Origin of the sequence: Streptomyces sp. Z26, assembly GCF_003665095.1 — a bacterium.
GTDB classification, from domain to species: Bacteria; Actinomycetota; Actinomycetes; order Streptomycetales; family Streptomycetaceae; genus Streptomyces; species Streptomyces phytohabitans.
The window spans coordinates 1-15,815 of record NZ_RCHV01000002.1; the positions used below are offsets into that span (position 1 = coordinate 1).

The 15,815-nt window shown below is 71.5% G+C and carries 9 protein-coding genes; 1 reads left to right on the forward strand and 8 read right to left on the reverse strand.

The window, feature by feature from the left end; translation table 11 throughout:
- Positions 1 to 1,907 (forward strand): helicase associated domain-containing protein (locus D7M15_RS00030; protein ID WP_121515582.1); only part of this gene is annotated, 1,907 nt, incomplete at its 5' end.
- A 222-nt stretch (positions 1,908 to 2,129) separates the two neighbouring features.
- Here D7M15_RS00030 and D7M15_RS00035 read toward each other — a convergent pair.
- The 8 genes from D7M15_RS00035 to D7M15_RS00070 all read right to left on the reverse strand — a co-directional run bounded on the left by D7M15_RS00035 (position 2,130) and on the right by D7M15_RS00070 (position 15,785).
- The gene (locus tag D7M15_RS00035; RefSeq protein ID WP_121515583.1) at positions 2,130 to 2,687 is read right to left on the reverse strand and encodes an XRE family transcriptional regulator; all 558 of its coding nucleotides are present in this window, start codon (positions 2,685 to 2,687) and stop codon (positions 2,130 to 2,132) included.
- A 9-nt stretch (positions 2,688 to 2,696) separates the two neighbouring features.
- Positions 2,697 to 4,943, reverse strand: coding sequence for a helix-turn-helix transcriptional regulator (locus D7M15_RS00040; RefSeq protein WP_121515584.1), 2,247 nt, complete (start codon positions 4,941 to 4,943; stop codon positions 2,697 to 2,699).
- A 342-nt stretch (positions 4,944 to 5,285) separates the two neighbouring features.
- A complete protein-coding gene (locus tag D7M15_RS28805; RefSeq protein ID WP_240649060.1) occupies positions 5,286 to 5,684 on the reverse strand; it encodes a DEAD/DEAH box helicase family protein in 399 nt (132 codons plus the stop codon).
- Positions 5,685 to 5,881: 197 nt separating this feature from the next.
- Positions 5,882 to 6,388 carry a hypothetical protein gene (locus D7M15_RS00050; RefSeq protein WP_121515585.1) on the reverse strand — a complete coding sequence of 169 codons (507 nt, stop codon included), beginning with the start codon at positions 6,386 to 6,388 and terminating at the stop codon, positions 5,882 to 5,884.
- A 268-nt stretch (positions 6,389 to 6,656) separates the two neighbouring features.
- Positions 6,657 to 7,901 (reverse strand): TIGR02679 domain-containing protein, encoded by a 1,245-nt coding sequence (locus tag D7M15_RS00055; RefSeq protein ID WP_206337292.1) that lies wholly within the window; start codon positions 7,899 to 7,901, stop codon positions 6,657 to 6,659.
- Entirely contained in the window at positions 7,898 to 12,922 is a 5,025-nt protein-coding gene (locus D7M15_RS00060) for an SbcC/MukB-like Walker B domain-containing protein (protein ID WP_121515586.1), read from the reverse strand. Before D7M15_RS00060 ends, D7M15_RS00055 begins: the two co-directional genes overlap by 4 nt.
- Positions 12,919 to 14,232 carry a DUF2398 family protein gene (locus D7M15_RS00065; RefSeq protein WP_121515587.1) on the reverse strand — a complete coding sequence of 438 codons (1,314 nt, stop codon included), beginning with the start codon at positions 14,230 to 14,232 and terminating at the stop codon, positions 12,919 to 12,921. The genes D7M15_RS00060 and D7M15_RS00065 overlap by 4 nt, the downstream gene beginning before the upstream one ends.
- Positions 14,229 to 15,785: a DUF2397 family protein gene (locus D7M15_RS00070; protein ID WP_121515588.1), complete on the reverse strand. Its 1,557-nt coding sequence runs from the start codon at positions 15,783 to 15,785 to the stop codon at positions 14,229 to 14,231. The genes D7M15_RS00065 and D7M15_RS00070 overlap by 4 nt, the downstream gene beginning before the upstream one ends.
- Positions 15,786 to 15,815: the final 30 nt, after the last annotated feature.

Below are 15,815 nucleotides of genomic sequence, written 5' to 3' on the forward strand. Positions count from 1 at the left end.
CCATCGAGCGGGCGATCCTCGCCGGGTTCGAGATCGACGTGCTGGAGATCCGGGACCCCGACCCGATCCTGGGTCTGTCCGAGGATGCTCTGCGCGGCCGGCGGCTAGCGCTGCTCCAGGCCGCGCTGCTGGAGCACGCGGCGCAGATGAACCTGCACACCGTCATGACCTTCCATCAACGGGTCGAGGAAGCCGAGGCGTTCGCGGAGCAGATGCCGCGTACGGCGGCCGAGCTCTACGCCACCGAGGCGTCCGAGGCCGCTCTCGCTCACGCGGAGGAGCTGCCCGCCTCCTCCGTCGACGCCCAGTTGTACGAGCTCGAGGACGGTCGCCACGTGCCCCCGGACCGGGTCTGGGCCGGCTGGCTGTGCGGCGACCACCCCATCGCCCACCGGCGCGAGCTCATCCGCCAGTTCGCAAACGGCATCAACGCCGCGAACCGGCGAGTCCATCGGGCGTTCCTCGCCTCCGTACGCGCCCTCGGCGTCGGCGTCGACATCACCGGACTGCGCGGTGTGGAAGCGGTGTGCATCGTCGGCTCGCGCAGCTCCCAGGTCGACATCGTCCAGAACATCGGGCGGGCGCTGCGCCCGAATCCGGACGGCAGCACGAAGGTCGCGCGGATCATCATCCCGATCTTCCTGCAGCCCGGGGAGGACCCCAAGGACATGGTCGCCTCCGCCAGCTACCAGCCCCTCGTCGACATCCTCCAGGCCCTGCGCTCGCACTCGGAGCGCCTCGTCGAGCAGCTCGCCTCGCGTGCCCTGACCCGCGGCGCCGAACGCCGGCGCCTCCACGTCCGCCCTGCCCCCGCAGGAGGAACCGGCGGCGGGGACGACGAGGAGACCAATGAGGCGCAGCGGGAGATCGAGCGCGTCACCCAGGTCGTGGTCAACTTCGCCCGCCCCCGCGACGCCGCCGACATCGCCGCTCTGACCCGCTGCCGCGTCATCCGGCCCGAGTCCCTGGTCTGGCTCGAGGGCTACCAAGCCCTCATCCGCTGGCGGAAGGAGAACGAGATCACCGGCCTACACGCCGTCCCCTACGACACCGAGGCGACAGTGGGCGCGACGCCGGACTTCCCCCTGGGCAGATGGGTCCACCAACAGCGAAAAGCGCTGCGTGCCGGTGAGCTCGACCCCCACCGCAAGGAGCTCCTCGACCTGCCGGAAGCCGGGATGGTGTGGGAGCCGGGCGAGGAAGCCTGGGAGACCAAGCTCGCCGCGCTCCGCTCCCACCACCGCGCCACCGGACACCTCGCGCCAAGGCAGGACGCAGTGTGGGGCGAGGGCCAGGCGATGGTGCCCGTCGGACAGCACATGACCAACCTCCGGCGCAAGGGCGCGAAGAACGGCCTGGGCAAGGACCCGGAGCGGGCCGCCGTACGTGCGGCGCAGCTGACGGAGATCGACCCGGACTGGGACTGCCCATGGCCGCTGGACTGGCAACGCCACCACCGCGTCCTCGCAGACCTCGCCGACGCCGACGGGCACCTCCCCGACATCCAGCCCGGCGTACTGATGGACGGCGACGACCTGGGGAAGTGGCTGAAGCAGCAGAAACAGCCGGGCACCTGGGCACGGCTCCTGCCCGAACAACAAGAGCGCCTCACCCGGCTGGGCGTGACGCCCGCTGAGCCGTCGTCTCCCGCCCACACGGAGAAGGGCCCGAGCAAGGCGCAGCAGGCGTTCCAGCGGGGCCTGGCAGCCCTGGCGCAGTGGGTGGAGCGGGAGGGCGCCCACCGGCCGGTGCCAAGGGGCCACGGTGAACTGATCGCGGTCGACGGGGAGGCCGAGCCGGTGAACGTGAAGTTGGGCGTGTGGGTCTCCAACACCAAGACCCGCCGCGACAAGCTCGACCAGGAACAGCTGGCCGCGCTGCGCGAGCTCGGCGTGGAATGGGCCTGACGCCGTCTCCGGCTGACCGTTTGAACCGTCCGGACACGCGAAGTGCGGAGAGACCCCGGGGAGTCAGGCCCTGGCTCTTGTGCGGTCAGCGCTCCAGTTCGGGCAGGTAGGCGACAGGCCCGGTGTCGAGCAGGAGATGCGGCTGACAGTCTCGCTCAGGGCGCTGTCGGAACGCGGGGACGACCTGCACCAGCGGAAGCCGTCTGCCGTTGGGCGCGGTTGCTAGAGCCCGAACTCCAGGTGCTCGATGTCCGTAAAACGGACCTCCTCCAGGCTGCCGGCGCGGCGGCCGTTGTCCTGGAAGTACACCTCCTTGAGCGCTTCGGCAGCGATTTCCTGGAGTTCGCGTTCGCTGGCGCCGGCCTCCTGGGCCTCGAAAAGGCGGGCGGCGTGCTGCGGGGGCAGGGCGACGGTCAGGTGCCGGATACGGTCCTGGTCCGTCGACCCGATCGGCGCGGTGTAGCCCATGCGGGCGCGGGTGTCGATGACGATGCCGCCGGTGGTGGCCGCCTTCTGCCGGGCCTTGGCCCTGATCTGCGGCTGCCACCGCTTCTTCACCTCGCGCTCCAGGCGCGTGGCGAGGTCGGCGCGGGGCTTCTTGATCTGGTCTTTCACGTACCGCTCGACGGTGCGCTGGGAGATGTGCAGCATCTGGGCGACCGCCTTGGTGCTCCCCAGCTGCTTGACGAGGTACCGCATCTGCGCGCCCGCGCTCTTGGGCGCCGGGCGGGTGAACGCCTTCTGCACCGCGGCGTCCAAGCCGTCCCCGAACAGGCTCATCGCCCTCTCCTACTCTCCGTTGTCGGCGTCGGTGACGGTGCCGTCCTTGATGTACCGGGCGAGGTTGAGCTCCGGGGCCTTGAACTGCTCCCGTACGCCCTCGCCCCACAGCACGCTCTGCGTGCCCTCGTGCTTCACCAGCCCGGGGTTGACCCCGAGCTTGAAGCCGCCCGGCAGCGGCTTGCCTTCCCGGTACGGCAGGAAGTCCAGCGGGGACTCGCCGTCGACCGCGTACACGACGCAGTCGGAGAGGATCGCGACCGGGTACTGCCCGGTGAACGACGCGTGCTTGACGATCTTGCGGTGCAGGTTGATCCGGGTACGGGAGATGACCGCCGCGCGGATGTCCGGCCGCCACGTCGGGCGGGACAGGGCGCGCCACGGCTCGCCCGGCCGCCAGTTCTCCCCGCGCGGGCGCTCGCGGAGCTTGCCCAGGCCGCCCTTGACCGTCGCCTTGATCGCCGAGACGACGAGTCCCAGCTCCGGGTCACGGTTCTTGTAGCCGTCCATCGCGGCGAGGAAGTCCTCCGGGGCGAGGTCGGCGGCGACGCCGAGATCGGCCATCGTGGCGAGGTAAGCGTCACGCAGCCGGTTGTACCAGCCGTCCAGGTAGCGGCCGTTGTCGTACCGGACCCACGCCTCGGTCGGCCGCACCTCGTACCCGAGCTCCACCGCGTACGCCACGGTCGGCGTCGCGTACCAGGCCGGCCCCTCGGGGCGCTCGCCCTTCCACGTGAACGGGCTGGGCAGCAGCGTGCCGTCCAGCTCCGCCCACTCCTTCCCGACCTTCACCTTCGACAGGTCGACGTGGCTCAGGTCGACCAGCCAGCTGCCGGGCAGCTTCGGGTCGAACGCCGGGTTCTTGACGTGCGTGGGCGCCCCGAGACCGACGGTCAATCCGTTGGCGCCCGCCCCGAACGCGAGGTTCACGTCAATACCGACCAGGTGGCGGCGCAGGCATTCGGCGTCGGTGAGCGGGCGCGCCCAGTCGTACGCCTCCTCGAACAGCTTCTCGTCGGGGCCGCGGACGTGGAAGCGGGGCAGGTCCGCCAGGAGCGGATGCCCGTCGGGAGCCTCGCACGGCGCGCAGTCGACGGGGTCCTTGCCCAGGGAACCGGGGTTGTGCTCGGAGTGCCGCTTGCCGTCGGCGTCCGGCTCGGAGGCCCGGGTCGGCGGGTGCAGCGCGGTCATCAGCTCCAGGCCGGTCACGGCGGTCGATCCGCGCGGCGTCATCACCCTGGAGGCGTACACGCCCAACATCTGGGCGAGTTCCGCCGGCGGGAGCTGCCCGGCCTCACCCCAGTGCCGGGTGTCCAGCGCGTTCCAGGAGGGGATGCACAACTGCACGCAGGCCCGCTCCGAGCCCTGCGCGGGGCGGTAGATCCGCGCCCACGGCCCGAAGCCCCTCTTCGTCAGCTTCCACTCCGCGCGGACCAGCTGCTTGATGACCTTGTGGCCCTCCGGTAGCCGGCCGGAGAGCCGCTCCTGCTCCGTGAGCGTGGCCGGGAGGCCGTAGCGCTCCAGCACGGTCTCGGTGAGGACGAGCAGCGGGTCGGCGTCCTTTCCGGGGCCGGAGAGCTTCGGCTGTCCCAGCTTGGCCTCCTTGAGCGTCCAGTCCACCAGGGACGGCAGGGACTTGGCGGGCACATGAAGGACCAGGCCGCCGGTGCAGTACGCCAGCACCTGCCCGTCAGCGTCGACGTCCAGGACCGCCAGCGGACCGTTCTCGAACCGCGGGTCAGCGCCCCCGCCCGCCGGGGTCCCGGCCGGGGCCGCCTTCCGCGCGCCCGGACGGCGCGACGTCGACGCCGGCCCGGCGGTGCGCACCGGACGGAATGCGGTCGCCTGAGCGACGGTGGGGGCAGGGGTCTGGGTGTTCTCGTGTGCCGTCGTCATGGCCGCAGCACCGCAGGCCGGGTCTGTGGGCAGAGCCCGAGCTTCCGGCATGGGGGCCACGGGGGCGGCGAACATCGCCGGTACCGCCGCGTCCTGCTCCGCCGCACCGGTGTTGGCCGGGGCGGGGTAGAGCTTCGCGAGCCCGTCGAGAAGCCGCGCATACGCGTCGCGCTCCGGCGGGCGGGGCTCGGTCTTGCCGGACTCCCAGCCACTGACCGTGGCCCGGCGCACCTTCAGCGCGGTGGCCACCTCGTCGATCGTCAGACCGTGCGCAGCACGCAACCTCTTCCGCTCCGCCGGCGGCGGAAGGACGGCGCGGGACGCGAGCAGCGCATCGACCGCGTCGAACAACTCGGACATGGAGCACCTCCCGACCTGAAGCCTACCCCACGAACCGCACGATTCGCGTACGTTCAACGCACGAACAGCGTGCACATGGCGTGCATTTCAGATAATGGCGTTCCAGGGGCCTGGCAGACTGATCTCTCGCAGCGAAGGTTGAGTGGCCGTTACAGCCTGGCTGCCTGGGGCAGGCGATCAGGGACGGGGACTCCCAGGCCGGTACGAGGTCCGTTTCGGGCGTGGGCGGGCATCCGGGGCCTCGGCCAGCGGCGCCTCCCACTCATACGGCGTCGCGGTCAGATACAAGCGGCGCTTGGTGCGGACCCGGGAGGAGTCGTGGATCACCGGCCAACCCTTGTCTCAGCCGCCCGCGGTGCGGTGTGCCTCATCCGCGAACGCGAGATCGAAGACTGCAGCCGGGAAGACGGAGTGCTGGATCTCCTCGATCCGCAGGAGTGAGTCGAGGGTCACGAACACGGTCGCCGGCTCGTTCTTCTTGGCACGCTGGGCCAGCCAGTATGCGAGGTACTCCCCCGACCCCGTACTGCTCGCTTCTGCCTCGGCCAGCACGGGATGCTTGTGCGCCTCGAGTGAGGACACGGCCATCAGCGGCTCGCGGCGGCCGTCCGCACGGGCGGCCTGGGCCCATTGGCCGATCAGATCCCGGGAACGGCACCACACCAGCAGAAGCCGGGTATCGAGGGCCTCGGCCGCCCGCAGGGCGATCAGCGTCTTGCCCGTGCCGCACGCGAGCACCATTTGACCACGCGAAGCCAGCTTCCTGGGGCCGGGTAGCCTGCTGTGAACCGCCGCCTGCCGACCGGAGCGCAGCATACGGCGGACGGGCGCGATGGCGGCGGCCAGAGGCGGGGGCTGTCCGGGGCGGCAGAGCTGGGGTCGGTGGCCATCAGGTGGTCCTTGGGAGTATCGGCTGCACGTCGCGGGGCAGAGGGAGGTTACTGATAGAGGAAGTCCGCTCCCCATACCTGGAGTCCGTCGACCAGGGCTACGGCGGTGTCCGCCGCTTCCCGGAGCTGTGCGGCTGTGCACGCGTCGTAAATGGCGTTGATCGCCTTTGAGTTGTGGTATTCTGCGGCGATTCGGCGGAAGGTGGCCGAGGGACGGAAAACGGTATCCGCCGCCGCACGCTCATCCACGAGTTCCGCGGGAAGCCCGCAGTACGTCTCCGACGTGATGTAGCACGCCCAGTCGACCAGTTTGCGTGTCGACCACACATCGTATGCGACGCGGTCGAGGAGCAGCGGACGGCAGTGGGGGTCAGGGCATTCGTCCACCGTCGCGTAGAACAGCTGGTCCACCAGGGCAGCGTCGACCCTGGTCCCAACCGGGTACAACTCGGACGGCGGCACGAACTGCCGCTGCCGACGGCGGACCGTGGCCGCAGCGTGTACATGGTCAGCGCCGATCACCATTCTTTCCACGGCCTCCTCCAGCAGGCTCATTTCCCGGCATCACAGTTCATCGTCGCGCGCCCTGGGTCACAGCGGCCGCAAAACGGCGAACACGCCGCACAACGGTAGATCTTCTTGTAGGGGGCGGAGCTCGAAGGCCAGCTCGCTTGGGGGCGGGCCTCCCCGATCCGGTCGGACGCGGTCCGCGGTGATCCAGTCGTGCTCATCGATGACCGAGGTGCGCGTCACCTCGGTGCGGGCGGACCGCCGGTTCCGTCGGTAGGGCATCAGCCCCTGGCCGATCTGGGGTGGATGACACTCATCTGCCTGCCTCCGGCGGGCTCGCTGGCTGCCCCAGCACCTGGCGCAGTACCGCATCGTGCTCCTGGAAGACCGCTCTCCCGCCTGCCCTCAAGGCGTCCCACACGGTCTCCTCTCCTGTTCCAGGAGCCGGCCCGAGAGGGACTGATGAGGGCTCGGGGCCCGCGTCTTGAACCGTCGATGCGTCCATCGCGACCAGCTCGGCTCCGTACGTGCGGGCCACGTACTCGGCAATCCGCAGACCACTCCCGTCCAGGTCGCCGCTGTATCTCAGGTGGATTCCCTGGTCGACCGCGAGCTGCAGGAGGGTGTGGTCGACGCTGCCGAGCTGCCCGCAGGTGCACGCCAGCGGGCCCGGGCTGTCGCAGGCCATGGCTGCTTCGAGGACCGAGGGGTTCTCGACCACGGTGAGCACCTGGGGTGCGAGCGTGGGCGGGGTACGGGTCAGGTCGAGCAGGGTCAGCGCCACTGGTGTGGCCGCCTCTCGTAGCCGCCGGTCCACCGGCCCGTCGCCCACGGCCTGCACCTGGTACAGCAGCACGGTGGCCGACAGCCGGTCGGCGATCACTCCGTAGTCGGCGAGCAGCGCCCGGACCAGGTCCGGGCGGCTCGGTTCGGGGCGCCCTGCCAGTTCGGCGATTGCGGCGGCCAGTCGGGTGCCGGCGGTGGTGTCCAGGTCGAAGTAGTGCGGGTCGCCCGCGCAGTCGTGCGAGAGCTTCGCCAGAGAGACCGCGGGGCTGTGCGGCAGCTGCGAGGTGGCGGCAGCCATGGCGTCGACGAGGCGGCGTATCGAGGCCGCGTCGTCGTCCGCGACGCCGGCCGCCCGCATCCGCGCCACCAGGGCAGGTAGGTGCGGCAGGGCTCGGCTTGTGTAGTCCCACAGTTCCTGGCGCAGCGTTGCGGCTGTGCGCCGGTCTGCTGCGCGGTCCTCCACTGGGCGGCCGACGGCGCGTTCCACCAGCGGTGACAGGTCCTCGGTGGTCAGGCCGAGGACCGTCAGTAGTTCGCGGAGCGGCACGCGGACGCCGGTCGCACTGACAGCGACGGCTGAGCGGACACTGCGGCGGCGGGCGGTGGTGTCCAGCCAGGAGCGCAGGGTGGCGATTCCCGCCGGGGGCAACGTGGGCACCCGTACGGCGGCGATCGTCTCGGGGGCCTGGCCGGAGCACAGTCGGTCGTGGATGGCCGTCCACAGGGGGGCCAGGTCGGGGTCGTCGGCAATCAGGCCGAGGTCGGCGCTCACGTGTGCTCCTCGCGATGGGCCTGATCCAGGGCCAGGTCGAGGGTGAGGGGCTGTGGTTCGCCGTGGCCTTGCCACAGCCAGGGCACGGTGACCCGGTTTCGTCCGGCGGTGACTACTTGGTGGACCATGACCTGCCCGGCTTCCTGTTTGATCATGGGGGTCATGAAGGGGGCGGTAGCGAGCACGTCGAAGTCCCAGGAGCGCAGGAGCGCGAGGACTTGGCGCAGGTTGGGTTCGTCGAATGCTGCGTCGATCTCATCGACGGACAGCAGCCGGGGTCCGTGGAAGCCTTCGCCGGAGTACATCGACCATGCTGCGGCCAGCAGCGGGAGCATGGTGGCCAGTCGCCGCTCGCCGGTGGACAGTGACTCCAGCGGGTTGGAGCGGGCGGTCACCTTGCGGAATTTCTCCGTGCTGCCGTCGCCGAACGAGGCGTGGGTCAGGGAGATTTGCCAGTCGTGCCAGGCGCGGTAGTCGAAGGTGTGGGCGACGCGCTCGGCCCAGGGCTCGCCGGCCTTTTCGTCCATTCGCTGACGCAGCACGGCGTACATCTGCTCGAAGACCGCGTCGGAGGGCGGCTGGGAGATGAGGTCCACCATGCGCTGGGCGTCCTCGTCTTCGCGTACCGTCCATTCGACCTGGACGCCGACGCCTGCGACGCCGGTACGGACTTCGCTGAGGGTGGAGCGGATCTTGCGGACCAGTTCCTGGGCCGCCTCACGACGCAGGCGCACATCGCTGCGCAGTCGGGTGAACAGGCTGGTCTTCAAGGTCTGTTTGATGTCTGCGCGCAGGTCGTCCTCGAGTTGGCCGGTGGTGGCCTCAAGGGCCTGGACGGCGGTGTGGAGGTCTTCTCCGCGGACAGCGCCTGGATCGGCGACGACGGCGCGGCGCCAGTCGCTGTTCTCGATGCTGATCAGGGTGACCTGGCGGTCGAAGCGGACCAGCGCGGTGTTCGCTGTGCGGGCACTGGTCTCCAGTCCCGCCAGGGCGCGGTCGCGGGTCTGGGTGAGGGCGGCGAGGCGGTCGGCGGAGGCGGGGCGGTCAGCGAGCAGGCGGCGGGCCCAGGCCAGGCCGGCGGTGAGGTGAGCGGGCCGTTTGGAGGCGTCGGTGGGCAGGTCGTCGGGCACGGTGGCGAGGTTTTCCTCGGCGAGCCGGGCCAGTTGGCGCAGGCAGTCGTCGCGGCGGTTCTCGGCGGCCTGCCGGTAGGGGGCGATGCTCTCGAGTGTCGCCTGGGCGGCGGCGGCCTGTACGGCGGCGTTGCTGCGCCGTTGGAGGAGTTGCTCGGCCTGGGTGCGGGTTTGGTTCAGGGTGGTGGCGGTGTTCGCGCGGTGCTGCCGCAACCGCTCGTATTCGGCGCCGTGCAGGGCGCGGATCTCGGCGACGGCAGCGGCTTCTCGCTGGGCATCCCGACGGGCGGCGTCTGCCTCCTGGCGGGCGCGTTCGCAGCGGCTCGTCCATTGCGTGGCCGCACGGACGTCGTGGCCGGCGCGCTGGAGCAGGTCGGTGGCGCGCAGTGCGGCGTGTTTCCATGTCTCGGTCTGCGAGGCGAGTTGTTCGGTTGCACGTTGATGGTGGTCGAGCGCGGCCGGCTCGGTGGGCAGGAGCGTTCCGTCGGGCAGGGTGGCCCGTCGGTTGAGCGTACGCAGGGCGCCTTTGACCGTCTCGCCGGCCGTTCGGTGCCGTTCGGCGGCAGCCAGCACTGTGCTGCGGGATCGGGTGAGGGCGTCGCCTGCATCGTCCTCGGCCTCCTGGGCGGTGCGGGCGGCGGCGAGGGCGGCGAGGGGGAAGGCGGCCTGTTCGGCGTCCGCCTGTTGTTGTGCGTCGGCGGCTGCGGCCAGGGCAGTCTCGCTGCGCTGTGCGGCCTGCTGCCGCTGATCGAGTGTCTGGTGTGCTTGGTCGGCCTGGGTGCCGGTGTCGGTGGCGGCCTGCTCGGCGTGACGCAGCTCCTGTTCGACGGCGGCCAGGCGTGCGGCGCGGGCGACGGCGGCGGTCTGCAGCTCGGCGAGGGCCTGCTGGCGCCTGTGTCCGGCATCTGCGATACGGCTGTCTGTCTGTCGTCGGACAGTCTCGGCCTCGCGCCGCAGCCGGGCCGCGGTCTCAGTGGCGGTCAGCAGCGCCTCCGCCTTCGGCAAGGCGTCGCGTTCGTCGGCGGCAGCCTGGATGTCCTGGCGGCGGCAGCGGGCCTCTTCCCGCGCGGCGTCAAGGAGCTGCTCGGCGGCGGCCAGGTCGCCCTCGAGGGCGGCAACGCGCTCCAGCCGGGCCCGCTCGCGGGCGGTACGGCCGATGTACGCGGCTCGGTAGCCGTCGGGGGCGGCAGCCGTGAGCACGCCGGATGTCAGCCGGCCGGTGGCCAGGTCGTTGCCGGGGGTGTCGACGGGGATGGCGTGCAGGAGTCGCCGGATGCGGTCGGGGTCGATGGCCGGGTCTGGTTCGAGGTGCAGCAGGTCGGCCAGAGTGGTTCCGGCGGTGGGGTGGGGGGTGGGGGTGAGGGTGAGGTCGCCGGCCACCGCGCTGCCGTCTGAGGTGACCAGGGCGTCGAGGATGCCGGCGACCAGTAGGGCGCCTTCGAGGCTGCTAGCTTCGGTGTCGGTCAGGTGGGGGGCGAAGTCGACCAGTGCCCACAGGGGGATGCCGTCGTGGTCCTGGCGGGTCCGCCACGGCGGGGCAGGCGGGGTGGCGGCGGCCTGGCGGCTTGCGGCCAGCTTGGCTTCGATGGCGGCGACGTCGGCGGCGGCGAGTTCGGCCTGGTGCTCGGCGGCCTCAGCGTGGTGGTGCAGGCGCGGAGCGGTGGCCGCGTGGGCGCGCTGTGCCATCAGTTCGATGTCGGCCGGGCGGAGGGTGCCCAGCCAGGTCTCGGTGTCGTTCGCGGGGCTGTCCGATGCGGGGGCCTGGGGTACCTGGATGGCCTCGGCAGACAGATGGACGAGGCCGGCTCGCCAGCGGTGCACGTCCCCCAGCCAGGTGCGGGCGGCGCGGGCGGCAGCGTCCACGCCGGCGTTCCATCGCTGCTGGGCGGCAGCGAGGTCGGCGCGCGCGGCGTCCTCGGCCTGCTGGTAGGTGGCGTGGGCTTGGTCTCGTTGTTGTTCGGCTTCCTCGGTCTCGGCGCGGGCGGTCTCCTGCGCGTCGCGGTAGGCGGTCATGGCCTCGGTGGCTGTGGCCTGCGCGGCCTGGTACACGGCGCGGGCTCGCTTGGCGGTGGCGGCGGCCTCGGTGGCCAGGGCGGCATCGGTGGCGGCGGTCTGCTGGTGGCGGGGCAGGTCGATGCGGGCCCGGGCCGCAGCGGCAGCGGAGGCGAGCCAGGTGGTCAACTGCCCGAGGTCCACGCGGCGCTCGTCGTCGGCGCAGGTGGTGAGTTCGCTGGGGGCGGGTTCCAGCTGACGGATGGCGGCTGACCATTCGGTGGTACGGGAGGCGAGTTCGTGCTCGGTGTGTTGCCGGTGGGTGGTGGCTTCGGCGGCGAACCGGCGGTGGGTGTCCTCGTCGTCTTCGGCGGCGCGCAGTTCTTCGGCAGCCGTGTATTCGGCTTCCTGGGCCAGTTGGTGGCGGCGCAGCGCGTCGTCCACCGCCCGTATCTGGCTGGTGCGTGCTTCGGCCCAGGCCCCAGGAGTTGCGCACAGGGGGTCGATATCGATGGCCGTTTGGCTGCCGATGTCGGCCGAAGTCAGCTGCCCGGCGGCGGCCAGAAGGCGTTCGATGGCGGCTTCGGCACCCAGCGTCGTGGCGATATAGCGCAGTTCATCCGCCAGGTGGGCCAGATGGTGCTGGCTGGTGCGGGCAAGGTCCGCCGAGCCGTCGGCCTGTTCGGTGGCCGCGCTCGCGTCGGTGGTGGCCTGCCTGGCACGTTCGGCGGCCTCGTCGGCGGTCTTAGCCAGTTCGGCGGCCCGGATTTCCCGGTGCGGCAGGTCGGCCCCGGCGTGGCCGCGCAGCTCGCTGTCGGCTGCCTCGAGGCGGCCTTCGAGTTCGGAGATCCGGCTGAGAGTGGCTGTGTGCTCCTGGTCAGCTGCCACCTCGGCGTCCTGGGCCGCCTGGACCTGGGCAGTCGCCTCCCGTGTCCGCCGGGTCTGGTCGTCGAACTCGGTGTTGGCGGCGGTCAGCGCCGCGGCCTGGGTTTGCGCGACGGTGGTGAGGTAGCGGCGGTAGGCCCGGTCGGTGCTTTGAAGCAGCTTGGCTTCCTCGTGGGTGCGCTGCAGTTGCGTCTCCAGTTCGGCGATGCGTTCCATCGCCTCCGCGATCAGGGTGAGGCTGTCGGTGTCGAGGGCGGGCAGCGCGTCGGTGAGTACCTGGCGCATGCGTGTGGGCGAGATGGCCTCGGCGGTGCGCAGACTGCGCAGGCTGCGCAGGACGGCGATGAGCGCGTCGAACTGGACTTCGTCGAGCGGGGCGAACAGGCGGGTGCGGATGGTTGGCCGATAGTCGCGTTCGTCCTCAACGACGGGCAGGTGGGCCAGCGCCTTGGTGCGCAGGCTGGGTGAGGCGGTGAACAATTCTCCGTCGCAGGCGGCCAGTTGCCCGGCCAGGTCCTCGATCCGGACCGGCTCGCGGTCGCGTTGCAGCAGCAGGTCGGCCCCGATGCGGCCGGGGGCAAGGAAGAACGCGCGGTGCAGGTGGCCGCCGGTTGCCCGCAGCCACAGTCCGGTGGTCAGGAACGTCACCTCGCCGGTGTCCGCATCGCGCAGCCCGTACTCCAGCCACCAGGCGCCGGTACGGTCCTCCCGGTCGTTGAAGTCGGTGTGGCGGCTGGTGAGTGTGCCGGCCGCTTTGCCGGACACCGACAGGGCCGTCTGGGAGGTGTCTGCGTCCAGCAGGACGGTGACCAGCATGGAGGCGGTCAGAGATTTGCCGGAGCCGTTGGGGCCGGCCAGGGTGAGCCAGCCGTCGGCGAACAGCAGGTCCTCGCTGGCCCAGGCCCAGGAGTTGACGATACCGGCGCGGGTGGGCTGCCAGCGGCCGTCGGCGCCGGGCTGGCCGAGGGGCACGGCCCAGGCCGGGTGCGCGGTGGGATGGTCGGTGACGCTCATGGGTGAAGTTCCTGCCTGTCCTGCGTGCGGCGCGGTGGGGGCGGTGAGAAGCCGGGTTCGGCCGGCACGGAACGGGGAGGGTGTCGCAGGTGGGTACGCCACAGGTAGATCCCGGGGGTGGGGTGCCAGTGGTCGGTCAGGTCGGGGTCTGCGGTGAGCAGCCCGGCCTGGACGAGTTCGGCGGTGGCGGCGCGGGCCAGGGCGGGCAGGCGCCGGTCGTAGGCGGCGGCCCAGCGGGGCAGGTCGTCGCGGTGCCGCTGGAACAGGGCAGTCACCTCGGTGATCGGAAGTGGGCCAGTGGGGGCGGCGCGGCGGGGCAGTTCGGCGAGCAGGGCGAGGGCTGCCTGCCGCTCGGTCCGGCGGCCCTGAGGGAAGTCGATGCCGCTGCCCAGACCCGTCGGATCGGTGGTCTGCCACCAGTCGCGGCGGACGGTGGCGGCAAGCCCGAGGCAGGCCACGACGCTCAGGGCCCGTTCACGGCCGGTGAGCGTGTGGAGGTAGGCGGTGGTCTCCGCAGCATCGTCATGGGGATCGGTGGCGGGGTCGTCAACGAGCCGGCGCAGCGCCTTCAGCCGCCGCTCGTCCCGGGTCGGGGCTCCCGATGGTTCGAGAGCGGCGGTGTGGTCCAGCAGCGACTCTGCGGACAGAGCGGCGGCGTGCTGCTGCGGGGAGAGGTCGTCCAGACCGAGCAACGTGGGGGAAAGCGAGGAGAACTTGGCGGCGAGACGGTCTCTGGATGCCGTGACGACCAGGTCGCTGTCCTCGTCGGTGACGGCACGGTCGAGGTCGGCGTCCACAGTGACCGATCCTTCAGCGACCAGGAGCTTGAGGGCGTCGACCAGGTGCCGGCGGCTTTCGCGGGCTTCCTTCTTGCCCGTGCCGTCGGAGGCCACGATACGGAACTGCGGCAGCCGCCCAGCGGGAGCTTCGGCCGCGCACACCTGCGCGACGGCCTGCAGCAGCTCGCGCAGACTGACGCGCGGACGACGCCACAGCTGCTCGCAGACCAGACAGACCAGTACCAGGACCTCGGTGGGAGCCATCTGCGTGGCGCGGCCGTCGCGGGGAACATGGGGGCCGCGGTCGTCGGGTACGTCGGCGCGGCGCTTGTGGAGGCGGACCAGTTCGGCGACTTCATGGACCTCCAGGCGCCAGCCAAGTTCGGCGCGGAAGAACTGGGCAAGCGCCGCACCGCCTTTGACGGCGGCGCGGTAGAGCTCCGGGTCGCTCTCCGCGCGCAGACGGCCGGTGGCGATGAGCCGGCGGGCTGCCTCGCGCAGGTCGGGATCGAGGAGGTCCGGCGCCGTCATGCCACGCTCCATGTCTTCGGGACGCGCTCTGGTCGATCACTCGCGGCGGCATGGTCGGTGGCGGTGACCCGTACTCTCAGGTCGGGTCCGGTCAGTCGGCCCTCTGCGAGTGCCACGGTCACGGTCCGGTCCGGGTCACCGCGCCAAATGTGGACCACGACGCCTGCCCCGTCGGCCTCGGCCTGCCCGCGGCCGGTAGAGGGGTCGATCTGGGCGTAGGCGACCTCGATGGCGCGGAACAAGATGACCGCCGCGTCGGTGGGCAGGCCGGCGAAGTGCTCCAGCCCCACCTCCGTGTCGGTGGCCAGCAACGCGGCGAAACGCCGACGCCGTGCCGCCTCGGCTGCGGCTTCGGCCAGCGCGGCCTGGCGCTCAGCCGCGGTGTCGGGTACCTTGCGGGGCCGGCCGCTGGATGGGCCGTGCCGCTCATGTTCCCGCAAGGTCACCTCCACCTGGTGCCGGCCGGCGCCGGCCGCGGCGGCGGTGCCGTGGGCGACGTCTTCTTCTGCCGGGCCGATGAGCGCATGCCAGGCCGGCCAGTCGCCGAAGGCCGCGGCATACACGCGCCGTGCCTCGGTCGGCGTGGGCTGCCGGTGGAGGCTGCAGGCGAGGGAACGGAAGTCGACCCCCAGGTCGGAGCCGCGCCGCCGCGCGGCGTAGCGCCGGTCGATGGCGACCAACAGCGTGTGTACGGCGCCGGTGGCCGAGGCGATCAGGCGATGCACGGTGCCGTCGGGGCAAAACCACGCCTGGAGGTCTCCCAGACGGCGCACCCGTTCGTCGACCCAGTGCTGCTGGTCACCGGGGTCGATCAGGCCGGCGTGGGGCACGGCGGCTTCGACGATCCGGCGGGGACCTGCCGCCTGCAGGTCGCCCAGCGCGGCCTCGACCCGTCGCAGTGCCCGACCGTACTCGCGGGGAAACTGGCGCAGCGCTTCGATAACCCGGTCGCGGTTGTCGCCGAACAGGCCGTCATCGGTGACGTCGGACTGGACCATCTGCGCCAGGGCGGCGTAGAAGTCGGCGGTGACCCGCTGGAGTTCGTCGATGCGGGTGCGGACGTCCTCCAGGTCGACGGGAAGCAACCCGTGGTCGGCGCCGAGGTGCTCAAGGATGCCGCGCACGGTGTGCTCGACGCTGTCCAGCAGGCGGCTGGGCAGTTGGAGCGCGCGGCGAGCGTCGACCACGGCCGCCCGGACGGCGGCGACGATGCCTCGTCCCTTGCGGGTCAGCGCCCACGCCTCCTGGCGGATGATCATGCCCTGGTAGCTGCGTACGGGGGCGGCGTAGTCACGGAACGGTTCGGCGAAGCCCCACTTGGCCAGCTGGTCCAGCGCCTTGAGCAGGTCCGGCTCGGGAAGCGGGTCGTGGTAGCCGATGGCCCGCAGCTGGTCGGCGACGTCCGCCAGCGTGGACATCGGGCCGCGCGTGGACAGTTCCTCCAGGGCTGCCAGCAGCGCGGTGTACCGCTCCCGGACCAGGTCGTCGGGCAGCGCGAACGCGGCCCAGTCGCCGGGATGGACCTCCTGCCACCACATGCGCGGTCGGCTCATCGCCCGCCCCTTTGTTGCCACGGCGCCTCC